A 16,575-nucleotide genomic window follows, 5' to 3' on the forward strand; every position below is an offset into this window, starting at 1 on the left:
CTCGCACACCCTCCCCGTACCGGGGAGGATCAGGGTTCGAGATGCCCGGCCGGCCCCGGCCCGTCGAGCGCGATGGGTAAGCGCTTGCTCTTGTCACGCGACTTGTCGACCAGCTTGCTGATCCCGATCCGCGCTTCGTTGGCGAGCAGCAGGGCGGGTAGGATGACATCGACACCGGTCGTGCAACCCCGCATGACGGCCGCACACGGCGCGGCCGTGGCTTGCAGGGCGCCCGCCCCGGTCAGATAGGGATTGGACATCAGCGGCTTGGCGGGCGGCGCATCGGGATCGTGCGGCAGCCGGTCGTTACCCAAGCGCCGGCCGCACACGATGACCTCATTCTCCGTTCCGGCCGAAGCGGGACAGGGGTCGGTGGTCAATATGGAGAAACGCTCCGCGCCCGGTGCCAGCGGCGTGGCCGGCGCGGCCTGAAGGGCGATCAGCAAAAGGGGCAGCATCGGGCGCTCCTTCGTCTCACGGGGCGGGCTTGCGCAACGTCGGGCCATGGTCGCGAGGGTTGGTGTCCATGGTCACACCGGTGAAGCCGCCATTCACCAGAAAGGGCGACATTTCATCGATCGGGGTCGTGCGCGCGAGCAGCCGGGTGCGCTCGGCCATCACGCCCTCACGCTTCGGATCGCCCGGCTCCGGCGGCGGGACGAAGGGGACGCGGAACCGGTCGGCGTTCCGCCGGCCGCATACGGTGATGTCGGTGCTGTTGCGGTCATAGACGCAGGGCCGCTCGACGCTGGTCAGCCGGCGTGTGTTCGCCATGATGGCATCCACCGACGCGGGTTCGTCCGACGGCGCCTGCGCCGCCATCGTCATCAACAGGGTCAGCACCGTCCCGGACATGGCATGCCTCCCGGCGCATGATCCGCCGTCGCGCGATCATGCGCGCTTTTACGGGCCAATGCCAGCGACATCAGGGGCGGCGGCGTTTCGACGGTTCAGCGGTCGATCGGCTGGCGCAGCAGGGTGCGCGGCTTGCTGCGGCAATATTTGTCGCCGACCACGGCGCAATAGGTGCCGTCATTGGCAAAGGCGCGCGTCTTGGAATCGATCGGCATCGGATTGTCCTGCGCCAGGCGATAGGGCGAGCGTTTGGCGACAGGCGGGCAGGTGGCCAGGGTGCAGCCGGTCGTCAGGCGGGGCAGCTTCAACGACTCCCCCGCAGGCCCTGATGCCCCGGCCAACAGCAGCAGAAACGGAATCATCCTCCCACTCCCCTTTTCGTGCGCCTTATCGGGCGATCATGCACCTTCGACCGGCGCGATACCAAGCCGGGGAATCTCGATCGCGGGACAGCGGTCCATGACCACGCTCAACCCCGCCGCCTCGGCCCGTACGGCGGCGGCTTCGTTGACGACGCCCAGCTGCATCCAGATGGCCTTCGCGCCGATCGCGATCGCTTCCTCGACGATCGGCTCGACCGCATCCGACCGGCGGAAGATATCGACGATGTCGATAGGGTCCCCCAACTGGCCCAACTCGCGGAAGACGAACTCGCCGTGCACATGCTCGCCGGTGATCTGCGGGTTGACCGGGATCACGCGGTAGCCGTGATCCTGAAGCCGTTTCATCACGCCATAGGACGGGCGATCGGGTCGGTCGGACGCCCCGACCAGCGCGATCGTATGCGCGTTGGTCAGCAGCGCCCGGATATCCTCGTCAGCGGTCAACGGCATCGGCTTTCCCCTTCGCCCCCGCCGACCCGGCGCGTCGCGCGCAGGCGGGGGATCGCTGTCAAACGTCCCGCCGCTCCGCTGGTTTCATCCGCCGCGTGAGGACTGCGCCAGCCAGTTCGCCACCTGCGCGGCGATCGGTGCGAACACCGCATCGTCCTCGCCGGCGGCCGGCGGCCGGCCCGCGTCGGAGGCGGTGCGGATCGCGATGGTCAGCGGCACACGGCCCAGGAACGGGATGCCCAGCTCGGCCGCCGCCGCTTCCGCGCCGCCCGAGCCGAACGGATCGGAGAGGCCGCCGCAGTGCGGGCAGCAATAGCCCGCCATATTCTCGACCAGCCCGATGATCGGCACGCCCGCCTTGGCGAACAGGTCGATCGCGCGCCGCGCGTCGATCAGCGCCAGGTCCTGCGGCGTCGAGACGATCACTGCGCCCGCCGGGCGATGCTTCTGCACCATGGTCAGCTGCACGTCGCCGGTGCCCGGCGGCAGATCGAGGACCAAGGTGTCGGTCGCGCCCCAGTCGCCATCGACCAGCTGGCTGAGCGCGCCCGCCGCCATCGGCCCGCGCCAGGCGATCGCCTTGTCCGCCTCGACCAGCTGGCCCATCGACAACAGCGAGACGCCATAAGGGGTGGCCACGGGTTGCAGCTTGCCGTCCTGCGCGACCGGCTTCACCCCCTCGGCCGCCATCAGCCGGGGTTGCGACGGACCATAGATGTCGGCATCGACCAGTCCGGTCTTGCGCCCCATCCGCGCCAGCGCGATGGCGAGATTGGCGGACAGGGTCGATTTGCCGACGCCGCCCTTGCCGCTGGCGACCGCAACGATGCGCCGCTCCAGCTTCTCGGCGGTCAGGACGATGCGGATATCCTCCACCCCGGACTGCATCGCGGCGGCCTTGACCTGTTCCTCCAGTGCGTGGCGATCCGCGCCGTCCAGCCCGGTCGCGTCGAGGACCACGCCCGCCTTGGCGCCCTCCATCCGCACGCTCGCGCGCTTGCCCGCCACGGCGGCCACCGCCGCCTTCACCGTATCGATCATGCTCATGACGCGGCAGATAGGATGCGATCGACGGCTTGGCACTGTTTTTGTCGATGAACCGTTCCTATAACGATGGACATGAGAAAGCTGACGGGTCGCTTCCGACGCCCCCCCATTCTTGCCGCCGAATCGCCGAAGGGCCCCTGGGGAGGGTCCGGCGAAGACTCCGAGGGAGGTCCTCGCAACCCGTGGGCGATGCCGCCGGGCGGTCGCAAGACGCCGGGCAAGCCCACCGCGCTGGATGAGTTCATCCGCAAGGCGCGCGGATCGGGCGGCGGCCCGGGCGATGGCCCCGGTGGCTCGGGCGGCGGTTTCAGCGGCCTGCCCGGTGCACCCGGAGGCCGGACGCTCTGGGCGATCGGCGCCGCGATCCTGGTCGGCATCTGGGTGCTTTACACCTCGATCCATCCCATCGGCCCGCAGCAGCGCGGCGTCGTCACCTATTTCGGGCGCTACACCGGCATCCTCGATCCGGGCATCCAGCTGACCGCGCCCGCCCCCATCGCCAGCGTCCGCGTGCTGGACGTGCAGAAGATCCGCACCGAGAATTTCCCCGAGGGCTCGGGTGAGAATCTGGTGCTGACCGGCGACCAGAACATCATCGACCTGACCTATTCGGTCCGCTGGGACATCGCCAATCCGCGCGATTACGCCTTCCGCCTGGCGCAGCCGCAGGAAACCGTGCGCGCCGCCGCCGAAAGCGCGATGCGCGCGGTCATCGCCGACACCACGCTGGATCAGGCGCTGGGTTCGGGGCGCACCGGCATCGAGCAGCGCGTGCAGGAGCTGACCCAGTCGATCCTGAACGAATATCAGTCGGGCGTCCGTATCCAGGGCGTGGCGATCAAGCAGGCGACCCCGCCCGCGCAGATCGTCGACGACTTCAACAAGGTGACCGCCGCGCAGCAGGAGGCCGTCGCCAACGTCAACCAGGCGCGCTCCTATGCCCAGCAGGTGATCGCCCGCGCGCAGGGCGAAGCGGCGCAGTTCGACAAGGTGTACGAACAATATCGCCTGGCTCCCGAAGTGACGCGCCGACGCATGTATTACGAGACCATGGAGGCCGTGCTGGCCAAGTCGGACAAGACCATCGTCGAGACGCCGGGCGTGGTGCCCTATCTGCCGCTGGCCAAGGGCGGACGTAACACGCCGCCGCCGCCGGAGGTCGCCGCCCCCACGCCCGCGCCCGCGCAGCAGGGAGGTGGCCAGTGAACGGCCTGACCCTTCGCAACCCGATCGTGCTGGGTGTCGCGCTGCTGCTCGCCGTGATCGTCGCCGCCGCGACCTTCGCGATCGTGCCGGAAACCAAGCAGGCGGTGGTCTATCGCTTCGAGCAGCCCCGGCGCATCGTCAACGGCTATCGCCCCAACGAGCCGCTGGGCGAGAGCGGCGCGGGCCTGATCGCGCGCATCCCGTTCATCGACCGCATCGTGTGGGTCGACAAGCGCGTCCTCGACCTCGACCTGGAAAATACCCAGGTGCTGTCGACCGACCAGCTGCGCATGAATGTCGATGCCTTTGCGCGTTTCCGCGTCATCGATCCGCGCCGCATGCTGGCGACCGCCGGCAGCGAAGAGGGCGTCGCCAACCAGCTGCGTCCGATCTTCGGCTCGGCGCTGCGCAACGAGCTGGGCAAGCGTCGCTTCTCCGAACTGCTCAGCCCCGAGCGGGGCGAGGTGATGGACGCGATCCAGGTCCGGCTCGACCGGATCGCGCGCCAGTACGGCGTGCAGATCGTCGACGTGCGCATCAAGGAGGCCGAACTGCCCCAGGGCACGCCGCTGGAAAGCGCGCTGCGCCGGATGCAGACCGCGCGCCAGCAGGAGGCGATCACCATCGCCGCGCAAGGCCAGAAGCAGGCGCAGATCGTCCGCGCCGATGCCGATGCGCAGGCGGCGCAAATCTACGCCCAGGCGTTCGGCAAGGACCCGGGCTTCTATGACTTCTATCGCGCCATGCAGTCCTATCGCCATACCTTCGGCGCGGACGGCAGCACGCAGGAACATGGCAGCACCCAGATCATTCTGTCGCCGAACAACAGCTATCTGAAGGAATTCACCACGCCGGGCCGATAAGCGGTTTTTCCGCCTGTCCGCCCGTTCATATTCAAGCGTCGTTCAGCCAGACAGTGGCAAATAAGACACTGTCAAACTGAATTTTCATTGAGAGGACCTCAGCCCAGTGCGTTACGCCTACGCCATTACCAGTGCGCTCCTCCTCGGCGGCGCGACCGCCACCCTGGCCCTGCAACCCGGCACGGCGCAGGTCGCGCAGAACGAGCCGGGCGCGATCCAGGCGGTCGCCCCGCGCGCCGGCGCCCCGATGAGCTTTGCCGACATGGTTGCCAAGCTCCAGCCCGCCGTCGTCAACATCTCGACCAAGCAGTCGATCACCGTCAAGCAGCAGGCGAACCCGTTCGCCGGCACGCCGTTCGAGGGCTTTTTCGGTCAGTTCGGCGGCCAGGCCGGGCCGCAGCCGCAGAAGCGCGAAGGCGCCTCGCTGGGCTCGGGCTTCCTGATCTCGCCCGACGGCTATATCGTCACCAATAACCACGTGATCGCGCCGGGCGCACAGGGCGCATCGGTCGACTCGATCACGGTGACGCTGAACGACCGCAAGGAATATACCGCCAAGGTCGTCGGCCGCGACGAAACTTCGGATCTCGCCGTCCTGAAGATCCAGGGCACGAATCTGCCCTTCGTCCGCTTCGGCGATTCGTCGCGGGCACGCCCCGGCGACTGGGTGCTGGCGATCGGCCAGCCCTTCGGCCTGTCGAGCACTGTGACCGCCGGTATCGTGTCGGCCGTGCACCGCGTGACCGGTCAGGGCGGCGCGAACGACCGCTTCATCCAGACCGACGCCGCAATCAACCAGGGCAATTCCGGCGGCCCGATGTTCGACATGAACGGCAACGTCATCGGCATCAACAGCCAGATCTATTCGCAGTCGGGCGGCAATATCGGCATCGGTTTCGCCATCCCGGCGGAAGATGCCAAGCCGATTATCGACAAGCTGATGAAGGGCCAGAAGATCGAGCGCGGCTATCTGGGCGTGCAGATCGGCGGCCCGGTGACCGACGATGTCGCCGCCTCGCTGGGCATCCCCAAGGGCCAGGGCGAGATCATCGCCAAGGTCGAGCCGAACGGCCCCGCCGCCAAGGCCGGCCTGCGCGCCTTCGACGTGGTGACCAAGGTCAACGGCCAGGCGGTGACGCCCGAGCAGACCCTGTCCTATCTGGTCGCCAACGTTCAGCCGAACGCGCGCGTCCAGCTGGAGGTGCTGCGCAACGGCAAGCCGCTGTCGCTGACCGCGACCGCCGCGACGCGTCCGTCGAACGAGCAGCTCGCCGCATCGATGGGTGACGGATCGGATGCGTTCCCGGACAATGACGATGATGCGCAGGTCGCACCCGCCACTGGCGGCGGCCTGGGCCTGTCGGTCCAGACGCTGACCCCGGCGATCGCGCGCGCGATCAATGTCGATCCGTCGACGCAGGGCGTGGTGGTCGCGGCGGTCGATCCGTCGAGCGATGCCGCCTCCAAGCTGAAGCGCGGCGACGTCATCTCGGCGATCAACGGCACCCCGGTGCGCAGCGCCGCCGACCTCCAACAGGTCGTCGCCGCCGCCAAGGCGGCCGGCCGGCCGCAGGTGCTGGCGCAGATCACGCGCGGCCGCATCGCCGACCGCCTGATGCCGTTGCGCATCAAGTAAAATCGACCCTCACCCTTCCCACACGCCGATGGCGTGCGGGCCCCTTCCCTCTCCCACCGGGAGAGGGAAGGAGGCGCGAAGCGCCGGAAGGGCAAAGGTATCGGAAGGGCCGTCGCATCTCTCGGGTGCGGCGGCCCTTTTGCTATTCCCGTCGCCAACCGCCGCGATAAGATACGCGGCATGGACGGCATCTTCATCGGCATGGGTGGCGGCAAGCCACAGGCGATCGACCTCAAGCGCGCGAACCGCCACGGCCTGATCGCGGGGGCGACCGGCACCGGAAAGACGGTGACGCTCCAGACCATGGTCGAGGGGTTCTCACGCGCCGGCGTGCCCAGCTTCGTCGCCGACGTGAAAGGCGACCTGTCGGGTTTGGGGCTTGCCGGATCGGCGCTGGCCAAGACCCACGCCGCCTTCGCCGGCCGCGCCGCCGAGCTGGGCATGGCCGACTGGTCCTACGACGCCACGCCGGTGCAGTTCTGGGACCTGTTCGGCCAGCAGGGCCATCCCGTGCGTGCCACCGTATCGGAGATGGGGCCACTGCTCCTCGCGCGGATGATGGGCCTGAACGAGACCCAGGAGGGCGTGCTGACCATTGCCTTCCATGTCGCGGACAAGGAAGGGCTGCTGCTCCTCGACCTGGACGATCTCCAGGCGATGCTAACCGAATGCGCCGCGCGGGCGAACGAGCTGACCACGACCTATGGCAATGTCTCCAAACAGTCGATCGGCGCGATTCAGCGCGCGCTGCTCCAGTTGCGCACGCAAGGCGCCGAGCATTTCTTCGGCGAGCCGGCGCTGGAGCTGACCGACCTGATCGCCACCGACGAGGCGGGACGCGGGGTGGTCAACATCCTGGCCGCCGACCAGCTGATGGCGAGCCCCAAGCTCTACGCCACCTTCCTCCTCTGGCTACTCTCCGAGCTGTTCGAGCAGCTTCCCGAGATCGGCGACCCCGACAAGCCCAAGCTCGTCTTCTTCTTCGACGAGGCGCATCTGCTGTTCGACGATGCCGCGCCGGCCTTGGTCGACACGATCGAGCGGGTCGTCCGGCTGATCCGGTCGAAGGGCGTCGGCGTCTATTTCATCACCCAGAACCCGATCGACGTGCCCGACAAGATCGCGGGCCAGCTGGGCAACCGGGTGCAGCATGCCCTTCGCGCCTTCACCCCGCGCGACCAGGCCGCGGTACGTTCGGCGGCCGAGACGTTCCGCGCCAATCCCGGTGTCGACGTCGCGAGTGCGATCACCGAGTTGAAGGTCGGCGAGGCGCTGGTGTCGCTGCTCCAGCCCGACGGCTCCCCCTCGCCGGTCGAGCGCACGATGATCGCGCCGCCGCGCAGCCGGGTCGGGCCGGCCACGCCCGAGGAGCGCAAGGTCCTGATCGAGACCGATGCGATCGGCACGAAGTACGACCAGGCGGTCGATCGCGAATCGGCCGAGGAACTGCTCGCCGCCAAGACGCAGGAAGCCGCCGCCGCGGCGGCCGAAGCCAAAGCGCAGACCGAAGCGGACAAGCAGGCGGCGCAACAGGCGAAGGCGGAGGCGAAAGCCGCCAAGGAGGCCGAACGCGCCCGCATCGCCGAGCAGCGCGAGGCCGCGAACTCCCCCTGGGCCAAGATGGCAAGCAGCGCGGCCCGCTCGGCCAGTTCCTCGATCGGGCGACAGGTCGCCAACGAGATCGGCAAGCAGGTCTTCGGCGGCGGATCGCGGCGGCGGTTGAGCAGCACGGGCGGAGGCATCGTCGGCGCCGTGGTGCGCGGCGTGCTGGGGAATCTGTTCCGGGGGTAGCCCGCCCCTACCCCCCGTTCAGCCTGAGCAAAGTCGAAGGCCACGGGTTGACCTCTGTTGCTGCAAGAATCGCGCGACGTCGAAGGCACCACCCTCACCCTTCCCACCCGCCAGAGCGGGCGGGCCCCTTCCCTCTCCCGGTGGGAGAGGGAGGGAGGCGCCTTGGCGCCGGAAGGGTGAGGGTCGGTGGTGATGGAATCCCTTGGCCTTCGACTGCGCTCAGACTGAACGGAGGTTGGGAGGAGCCCCCGCTCTCGCCAAGCGAGGTCGCAGCCCCCCCACGAAACGCTAGGCGAGCGCCCCGCACTCTGCCACATCTGCGCACATGAGCCGTACCCCGACCACGACCGCCCCCATCGCCGAGCTGACCCTTCGCGGCATCGCGCTGGGCGGGTTGATCACCCTCTTGTTCACCGCCGCCAATGTCTATCTCGGGCTGAAAGTCGGGCTGACCTTCGCCACCTCGATCCCGGCGGCGGTCATCTCGATGGCCATCCTGCGCTACCTGCCGAACAGCTCGGTGCTGGAGAACAACATCGTCCAGACGGTCGCCTCGGCGGCCGGGACACTGGCGGCGATCATCTTCGTGCTGCCGGGCCTGGTCATGATCGGCTGGTGGCAGGGCTTCCCCTATCTGCTGACCGCCGGGATCACCGCGACGGGGGGTATATTGGGCGTCATGTTTTCGGTACCCTTGCGTCGCGCGCTCGTCGTCGACACCGACCTGCCCTACCCCGAAGGCCGCGCCGCCGCCGAGGTGCTGAAGGTCGGCGCGGGCAGCCGCGAGGGCGAGGCGGAGAGCGCGGTCGGGCTGCGGCTGATCGTCGTCAACGCCATCGCCTCGGCCGGTTTCGCGATCCTGACCCAGACCAAGCTGGCGGTGGCCGAGGCGGCGGTCTGGTTCCGCACCGGCGCGGGCGCGACGGGGATCGCCGGCGGGCTGTCCTTCGCGCTGATCGGGGTCGGGCATCTGGTCGGGCTGTCGGTCGGCATGGCGATGCTGGCCGGCATCGCCATCGGATGGTGGATCGCCTTGCCGATCCTGACCGCCATGGCCCCATCGGCCGGGCCCGTCGCCGAATGGGCGGGCGGCATCTTCAGCCGCGACGTGCGCTTCCTGGGTGCGGGCGTGATCGGGGTGGCGGCGATCTGGACGCTCATCAAGATCATCGGGCCGGTCATCGGCGGCATCCGCTCCTCGCTCGCCGCCGCCTCGGCCAAGCGCGACGGCGCGGTGCTGGCGGTCGGCGAGCGCGATCTGCCGATCGGCATCGTCGCCGCCGTCGCGCTGGCGACGTTGGTGCCGATCGCGGGGCTGCTCTGGTCGGTGATCGCGGGCGGACCGCTGGCCGCATCGGGCTTCGCGCTGATCGCCGGCGCGCTGCTCTTCATCCTGCTCATTGGCCTCGTGATCGCGGCCGTATGCGGCTATATGGCGGGGCTGATCGGCGCGTCGAACAGCCCGGTGTCGGGGATCGGCATTCTGTCGGTGCTGGCCGCCGCATTGCTCCTCGTCGGGCTGTTTGGGCGCGGCACGCCGCCGGAGACGACGCAGGCGCTGGTCGCCTATGCGCTGATCGTCACCGGCGTCGTGTTCGGCGTCGCGACCATCTCCAACGACAATCTCCAGGACCTGAAGACCGGCGAGCTGGTCGGTGCGACGCCGTGGAAGCAGCAGGTCGCGCTGATGATCGGCGTCGTCTTCGGCAGCCTGGTGATCCCGCCGGTGCTCGACCTGCTCAACGCGACGCTGGGCTTCGCCGGCACGCCGGGGGCCGGGCCCAATGCGCTGTCGGCACCGCAGGCCGCGCTGATCTCCGCACTCGCCAAGGGGGTGCTGGGCGGTGACCTCAACTGGACGATGATCGGCATCGGGGCGCTTGTCGGTGTCGGGGTGATCGTCGCCGACGAGGTGCTGGGCAAGCTGGGCTGGCTGCGTCTGCCGCCGCTGGGTGTGGGTTTGGGCATTTATTTGCCGATGACCGCCACGCTGCCGGTCGTGCTGGGGGCCGTGATCGGCCACGCCTATGATCGCTGGGCCCGGCGCAGCGGGAATCCCGAGACCGCCGAGCGGCTGGGCGTGCTCGCCGCGACCGGCCTGATCGTCGGCGAGAGTCTTTGGGGCGTCGGCTTTGCCGGCATCGTCTATCTGACCAACTCGGATGCACCGCTGGCGCTGGTCGGCGACGGATTCGCGACGCCCGCGCTGGTCGGGGGGACGTTAGTGTTCCTGGGACTGGTGGCGGGGCTCTATCGCTACACGCGCCGTCAGGTCGTGGCCCTGCCGCCGGCGCGCTGAGCAGCACTATGACGGACTATCATTCCTCCCCTGTAAGGGGAGGTGGCAGGGCGCAGCCCTGACGGAGGGGTATCACGGCCAGCGGGGACACCCCTCCACCATCCTTCGGATGGTCCCCCTCCCCTTACAGGGGAGGAATGGAAAGGGGGCTTCGTGGCGCGGTACATCACCCGCGCCACCGCGCCGTCACATCGCCGCCAGCAGCTCGCTGATCTTCACGAAGGCAAAGCCGATCGAGCTGTCCGCGATGCCGTAGGGCAGGAACAGCGAATCGCCGTGGCGGATCGCGCCGCAGGAATAGACGACGTTGGGCACATAGCCCTCGCGGTCCTGGTCCTTGGCGGCGAGGATCGGCTGCTTCGTCCGGCCGAGCACTTTGGACGGGTCGTTCTTGTCAAGCAGCGCGGCGCCGATCGAATATTTGCGCATCGCGCCGACGCCGTGGGTCAGCAGCAGCCAGCCCTCGTCCGTCTCGATGGGCGGGCCGCAATTGCCGATCTGCACCAGCTCCCACGGGAAGACGGGGGTCAGGATCTTCTCGCCCTCGTCCCAATGGGTCAGCGAGTCGGACTTGAGCAGGAACAGGTTCTCGCCGTCCTGCCGCCCGATCATCATATATTGGCCGCCGACCTTGCGCGGGAACAGTGCCATGCCCTTGTTGCGCGCCGCCGATCCGGTCATCGGCACCAGGTCGAACGAGCGGAAGTCGCGCGTACGCATCAGCTCGGACTGGATGCCCGCACCGTCATAGGCGGTATAAGTGCCGATCCATTCGACCGCGCCGTCGTCATGCGTGAACTGGACGATCCGCATGTCCTCCAGCCCCTTGGACTGGGCCTGGGTAATCGGGAAGATGACCGTGCCCGACAGCGTCGAGTCGCGGTGGCGATGCACGGTGACGGGGCCGTTGGGCACATCGTCGTCGCCCCAGCCATGCACGTCGGTCGCGGTCGCGAAGGGCGGCTCGGGCGCGAGGCGGAGCTGGTTCTGGTCGTTGATGATGCCTTCGCGGAAGGCGACCGAGGAGATATGCCCCTCACCCACCGCGCGCATCGACATCAGGATACGCTGCGATCCCGGCTGGATGCCGGTCTGGTCGAAATGCGGCACCGCCGAGGGATTCATCAGCGCGGCGGCGGCATAGCTATATTCGTGGCAGAAATAGGCGCCGATCAGCTGCCGCTTCTCGTCGCTGATCTTCGACCCGTCGAGCTTCAGCAGATCCTCGATCTGGTCGTAGCGGGTCATGAAGACGCGCCGCGTTTGCCAGTGGCGCGCCTCGAAATCCTTCAGCACGGTTTCCAGCTGGTCGCGCGCTTCCTGCGGCGACATGGCCAGCACCTCGCCGACCAAGCGCTCGGTCCGACTGGGGGGCGCACCGTTGCCGCCGCCCCAGGCTATGTGAAAGGGGCGGACCACGACGCGGGAAGGATCGGCATGAAGCCGCAGCCGGTGGTTGAACAAATCCATCGCGCTATCGTCTCGCCACTCTACCAAAAACGCCTGCCTCATCACCTTTCGCGCATGACGCGTCAGGCGATGTGACGATCGGCTCCTGCCATGGTTGAGGCGGATTGGCAAAGGCTTGCAATCGCGCAATTGGCGAGTTGCAGCGCCAGGATCGATTCGGCGCCCTGGTTGCGATTGAGGCCGGTCGGCATCAGGCCGTCGAAACAGCCGCCGTCATTGGCGGTCGCCAGCGGCAGGTCGAGGTCGTTGACCCCCAGGAACCAGCCATAAGCGCGCTCGCCCTCCTTGATCCACCGCGGATCGCGGGTGGCGAGATAAGCCGACTGGCACGCCTCGACCGTCGCCTGCGCCTCCAGCGGCTGCTGGTCGAACTGCAACGGCTCGGCATAGGGGCGGCCGAAGCTTTCGCTGCCGACCGCGCGGAACCGTCCCTCGGGCGAGGTCTGCTTGGCGACGATCCAGTCGAGCGTCGAAATGCCGCAATCGATCAGGTCCTGTCGACCGAGCGCACGCCCCGCCTCGATCAGCGCCTGCGGCACGCGGGCATTGTCATAGGCGAGAACGATCTCGAACCACTGCCATTCGGGCCGACGCGCCTCCTCCAGCAGAGCCAGATGCAGGTCGGGCATCTTTTCGAGGATGGCACGCGCCAACTGATGCCCCGGCCGCGCCTCCAGCATGGCGGCCGCACCCAGCATCGCGAAAGCCTGTGCACGGAGCGACCCCAGGTCGAGCGCCAGCGAGGCGGTCGCATCGAACCACATCTGCGCCCAGTCGCGGTGTTTGGCCATCTGCGCATCGCGCGCGGTCACGCCCAACGCCCAGAGGGTGCGCCCGTTGGAATCCTCCGACCCCACATCCTCGCACCAGCTGCGGTCGAAGCGCATGAAGTTGCGATACCGCCGCGCTTCCGGGTTCCAGGCATATTGCAGGAACGAGGCGTAGATGGTCGTCCACTTGTCGCGCGTGACGGGATCGATGCCGGGCGCCTGCGTCATGAAGATCAGCGCACGGGCATTGTCGTCGATGCAATAGCCATGCCGGCGATCGGGGACCGAGTAGATGGCGTGCTGCAACATGCCGGTCGAGTCGCTCATCCGCTCGACGGCGGCGAGGTCGGCGACAAGCGGCTTGATCGCCGGGCGATATTCGGCCTGAAGACGGCGCGGACGCGCGGTGATGGCCGCGCCGATCTGCTCCAGCGCCGCCTCGGCCAGACGTGGCCAGATCATCGTGCGGCCGCGCGCATAGGCCCGCTGCGACAGATGGTCGCGGGCGGCCTCGTCCGACAGCAGCCGGTCGATCTCGCGCGCGAAGGCAGCGACATCGCCGAAGCCGACCAGAACGCCATGATCGTCCGCCAGGATTTCGGTGGCATGGACATAGGGCGTCGAGATCACCGCCTTGCCTACGCCGATGGCGTAGGACAGCGTTCCGCTCGTGATCTGGGCGGGGTTGTTATAGGGCGTCGCGTAGATGTCGGCCGCCTGGAGATATTCGATCAGGTCGTCATGATCGACAAAGGCGTCGACGAAGGCGACATTGTCCGCCACGCCGCGCGCCTCGGCCAGTGCCTTCAGCCGGTCGCGATAGGCCTCGCCCTCATGCGCCACCAGATTGGGATGGGTCGCGCCCAGCACCACATAGAGCAGCTCGGGATGGTGCGCGGCGACGGCGGGCAGCGCCTCGATGATCGTCTCGATCCCCTTGTTGGGCGCGAGCAGACCGAAGGTGAAGACGACCTTGCGCCCTTCCCAGCCGAACTTCGCCTTCAGGCTGTCGGGCGCGATCAGGTCGCGATCGGGCACGCCGTGCGGGATCATCGCGATCTGGCGCGGATCGGCGCCATAGACGCGCTGGAGGATGTCGCGACCCTTGTCGGCCATGACGATGATGCGCGCGCAGCGGCGCAGCAGCCCCTCCATCACGCGACGCTCGTCGGCGGAGGGCTTTTCGAGAACGGTGTGCAGCGTCGCGATCACGGGCAGCGTGGTGCGATCGAGCATCGCCAGCAGGTGCTCGCCGGCGGCACCGCCATAGATGCCATATTCATGCTGAACCCAGATCGCCTGCGCGCCGCTCGCCTCGATCCGGCGGGCGGTGTCAATATAGGCGCCGCGATCATGCTGCGCGATGGCGGCGGTCACCGCCGGGGGATAGGCGTAGCGGCCGGGATGATCGTCCATCGCATAGACATCGACCGCCAGCTCAGGAAAGCGATCGCGCATCGCGGTATAGACGTCGGTGGTGAAGGTCGCGAGCCCGCATTGCCGGGGCAGGAAGTTGCCAATCAGCGCCAATCGCTCGATCACGGTTCCGTTCGCATCCACCATATCGCATGTCCTTGAAAACGTAGCGGCGACGGCAGATCCGCCGCACACCACGCGCTTCAATCAACACGCATTTGGCAGGAAGGTTGCAGGGCGTGTTACATATTTGCTGCACTGCAAACGGTTGACGCGACCAGAAGACGGAAAATTACGTCCATCTCCAGGCAGCGGCTATGGCCCTCACCCTCGGCCGCGATACCCGGCCACGCCCTGGTCGGGCAGCCATAGATCGGCGGGCGGGGCGGAGGACTGCCAGAACACGTCGATGGGGATGCCGCCGCGCGGATACCAGTATCCGCCGATGCGCAGCCAGATGGGCTTCATCTCGTCGAACAGCCGCTCGCCGATGCCGACGGTGCAATCCTCATGGAAACCGGCATGGTTGCGGAAGCTGCCGAGGAACAGTTTCAATGACTTGGACTCGACGATCGTCTCGCCCGGCACATAGTCGATGACGAGATGCGCGAAGTCGGGCTGGCCGGTTACCGGGCATAGCGAGGTGAACTCGGGCGCGGCGAACCGGATCAGATAGGTGCGCCCCGGACGGGGGTTGGGAACATAATCGAGCACCGCCTCTTCCGGGGAAGCGGGCAGCGCGCTGGTCTGGCCGAGATGCTTCATGAAAGGCCATGTAGGACAGCCATGCCCAAAGCGCCAACGCTGATCCCGATTCTGGGCGATCAATTGTCGATGAACCTGTCATCGCTGGAGGGCGCCGATCCGAAACGCACCGTGCTGCTGATGATGGAGGTGGCGGACGAGACGAGTTACGTCCGCCATCACAAGGCCAAGATCGCCTATATCCTGTCGGCCATGCGCCACCATGCCGAGGCGCTGAAACAGGCGGGCTGGCGGGTCGATTACGTCAAGCTGAACGACCCCGACAACGCGGGCAGCTTCACCGGTGAGGTTGCCCGCGCGGTCGAACGTCATGACCCTGAACGGATCGTCGTAACCCAGGCGGGCGAATGGCGCGTCGCCGCGATGCTGGAGGCGTGGGAGACGATGTTCGGTATCCCCGTCGACATCCGCCCCGACACCCGCTTCATCGCCAGCCAGGGCGAGTTCGAGGAGTGGGCGAAGGACCGCAAGGAACTCCGCATGGAGTTTTTCTACCGGCTGATGCGGCGCAAGACCGGCCTCTTGATGAAGGGCGACAAGCCCGAGGGCGGCAAGTGGAATTACGACGCCGACAACCGCAAGCCCGCGCCGAAGAAGGACACGCCGCCCGAGCCGCTGACCTTCGCGCCCGACAGGACGACCCGCGAGGTGCTGACGCTGGTCGCGAGCCGTTTCGACAATCATCCCGGCTCGCTCGAAGGCTTCGCTTATGCTGTCACTGCCGAGGACGCGCGGAAGCAGGCCGAGGCGTTCATGGCGCACGGCCTGCCCAAATTCGGCGACTATCAGGACGCGATGCTGACCGGGCAGCACCAGCTGTGGCACTCGGTCCTGTCGCCCTATATCAATTCGGGACTGCTCGATCCGCTGGAACTCTGCCGGATGGCGGAAGCGGAATATGAGGACGGCAACGCCAGCCTGAATTCGGTCGAAGGCTATATCCGCCAAATCATCGGGTGGCGCGAATATGTGCGCGGGCTCTATTGGCATGTCGGGCCGAATTATGCGGAGCGCAACTTCCTGCGCGCCGACCGGCCGCTGCCCGGCTTCTACTGGACCGGCGAGACCGACATGCACTGCATGGCGCAGGCGCTGGGCCAGACGCTCGACACCGCGCATGCGCATCATATCCAGCGGCTGATGGTGACGGGCAATTTCGCCATTCTGATCGGCGCGGACCCGGCCGAGGTGCATCGCTGGTATCTGGAAATCTATATCGATGCCTATGAATGGGTCGAGCTGCCCAATGTCGTCGGCATGAGCCAGTTCGCCGATGGCGGCATCATCGCGTCCAAGCCGTACGTGTCGTCGGGGGCGTATATCAACCGGATGTCGGATTATTGCGGGCATTGCCGCTATGACGTGAAGCAGCGGGTCGGCGAGGACGCCTGCCCGTTCAACGCGCTCTATTGGGATTTCCTGGCGCGGCATGAGAACCGCTTCGGCGAGAACCCGCGCATGGCGATGCCGTATCGGAATTTGAACCGGATGGCGGAGGAGGACCGGAAAGCGATCCGGGCGCAGGCGGCGGGATTTTTGAAGGGGTTGGAGTGAGTCCCGTGGCTTCGACTTCGCTCAGGCTGAACGGATGTTGTGGAAGACCTACTCCTCCCTCCGTTCAGCC

At 67.3% G+C, this 16,575-nt stretch carries 14 protein-coding genes; 6 read left to right on the forward strand and 8 right to left on the reverse strand.

Going from position 1 to position 16,575, the window contains the following annotated elements; translation table 11 throughout:
* Window positions 1-29 precede the first annotated feature (29 nt).
* The 5 genes from ACQKJZ_RS12160 to ACQKJZ_RS12180 form a co-directional block, all read right to left on the reverse strand.
* On the reverse strand, window positions 30-458 hold the full coding sequence (locus ACQKJZ_RS12160) for a hypothetical protein (RefSeq protein ID WP_427731316.1): 429 nt from the start codon (window positions 456-458) through the stop codon (window positions 30-32).
* Between the two features lie 16 nt (window positions 459-474).
* Window positions 475-855: a hypothetical protein gene (locus ACQKJZ_RS12165; protein ID WP_427731317.1), complete on the reverse strand. Its 381-nt coding sequence runs from the start codon at window positions 853-855 to the stop codon at window positions 475-477.
* A 95-nt stretch (window positions 856-950) separates the two neighbouring features.
* Window positions 951-1,217, reverse strand: a complete 267-nt coding sequence (locus ACQKJZ_RS12170) for a hypothetical protein (RefSeq protein ID WP_427731318.1) — start codon at window positions 1,215-1,217, stop codon at window positions 951-953.
* Between the two features lie 36 nt (window positions 1,218-1,253).
* Window positions 1,254-1,688, reverse strand: a complete 435-nt coding sequence (locus ACQKJZ_RS12175; RefSeq protein WP_427731319.1) for a CoA-binding protein — start codon at window positions 1,686-1,688, stop codon at window positions 1,254-1,256.
* A gap of 84 nt (window positions 1,689-1,772) precedes the next feature.
* Window positions 1,773-2,735, reverse strand: a complete 963-nt coding sequence (locus ACQKJZ_RS12180) for an Mrp/NBP35 family ATP-binding protein (protein WP_427731320.1) — start codon at window positions 2,733-2,735, stop codon at window positions 1,773-1,775.
* Window positions 2,736-2,807: 72 nt separating this feature from the next.
* On the opposite strand from ACQKJZ_RS12180, the gene hflK reads away from it, so the two are divergent.
* From hflK to ACQKJZ_RS12205, 5 genes are all read left to right on the forward strand, one after another.
* Complete coding sequence (gene hflK / locus ACQKJZ_RS12185) at window positions 2,808-3,941, forward strand: protease modulator HflK (RefSeq protein WP_427731321.1); 1,134 nt, start codon at window positions 2,808-2,810, stop codon at window positions 3,939-3,941.
* On the forward strand, window positions 3,938-4,804 hold the full coding sequence (gene hflC, locus ACQKJZ_RS12190) for a protease modulator HflC (RefSeq protein WP_427731322.1): 867 nt from the start codon (window positions 3,938-3,940) through the stop codon (window positions 4,802-4,804). The genes hflK and hflC overlap by 4 nt, the downstream gene beginning before the upstream one ends.
* 106 nt (window positions 4,805-4,910) lie before the next feature.
* Window positions 4,911-6,440 carry a Do family serine endopeptidase gene (locus ACQKJZ_RS12195; RefSeq protein ID WP_312488685.1) on the forward strand — a complete coding sequence of 510 codons (1,530 nt, stop codon included), beginning with the start codon at window positions 4,911-4,913 and terminating at the stop codon, window positions 6,438-6,440.
* A gap of 180 nt (window positions 6,441-6,620) precedes the next feature.
* Complete coding sequence (locus ACQKJZ_RS12200) at window positions 6,621-8,231, forward strand: helicase HerA-like domain-containing protein (protein WP_427731323.1); 1,611 nt, start codon at window positions 6,621-6,623, stop codon at window positions 8,229-8,231.
* A gap of 325 nt (window positions 8,232-8,556) precedes the next feature.
* Window positions 8,557-10,530, forward strand: a complete 1,974-nt coding sequence (locus ACQKJZ_RS12205; RefSeq protein WP_427731324.1) for an OPT family oligopeptide transporter — start codon at window positions 8,557-8,559, stop codon at window positions 10,528-10,530.
* Window positions 10,531-10,716: 186 nt separating this feature from the next.
* On the opposite strand, the gene ACQKJZ_RS12210 is transcribed toward ACQKJZ_RS12205, so the two are convergent.
* The 3 genes from ACQKJZ_RS12210 to queF all read right to left on the reverse strand — a co-directional run bounded on the left by ACQKJZ_RS12210 (window position 10,717) and on the right by queF (window position 14,951).
* A complete protein-coding gene (locus ACQKJZ_RS12210) occupies window positions 10,717-12,000 on the reverse strand; it encodes a glycoside hydrolase family 130 protein (RefSeq protein ID WP_312488679.1) in 1,284 nt (427 codons plus the stop codon).
* 62 nt (window positions 12,001-12,062) lie between these two features.
* Window positions 12,063-14,333 (reverse strand): glycosyltransferase, encoded by a 2,271-nt coding sequence (locus ACQKJZ_RS12215; protein WP_427731325.1) that lies wholly within the window; start codon window positions 14,331-14,333, stop codon window positions 12,063-12,065.
* Window positions 14,334-14,510: 177 nt separating this feature from the next.
* Window positions 14,511-14,951: a preQ(1) synthase gene (gene queF / locus ACQKJZ_RS12220; protein ID WP_427731326.1), complete on the reverse strand. Its 441-nt coding sequence runs from the start codon at window positions 14,949-14,951 to the stop codon at window positions 14,511-14,513.
* A gap of 21 nt (window positions 14,952-14,972) precedes the next feature.
* On the opposite strand from queF, the gene ACQKJZ_RS12225 reads away from it, so the two are divergent.
* Window positions 14,973-16,505, forward strand: coding sequence for a cryptochrome/photolyase family protein (locus ACQKJZ_RS12225; RefSeq protein WP_427731327.1), 1,533 nt, complete (start codon window positions 14,973-14,975; stop codon window positions 16,503-16,505).
* Window positions 16,506-16,575 lie beyond the last annotated feature (70 nt).

It is taken from the genome of Sphingomonas sp. NPDC019816 (genome assembly GCF_050274375.1).
GTDB lineage: Bacteria > Pseudomonadota > Alphaproteobacteria > Sphingomonadales > Sphingomonadaceae > Sphingomonas.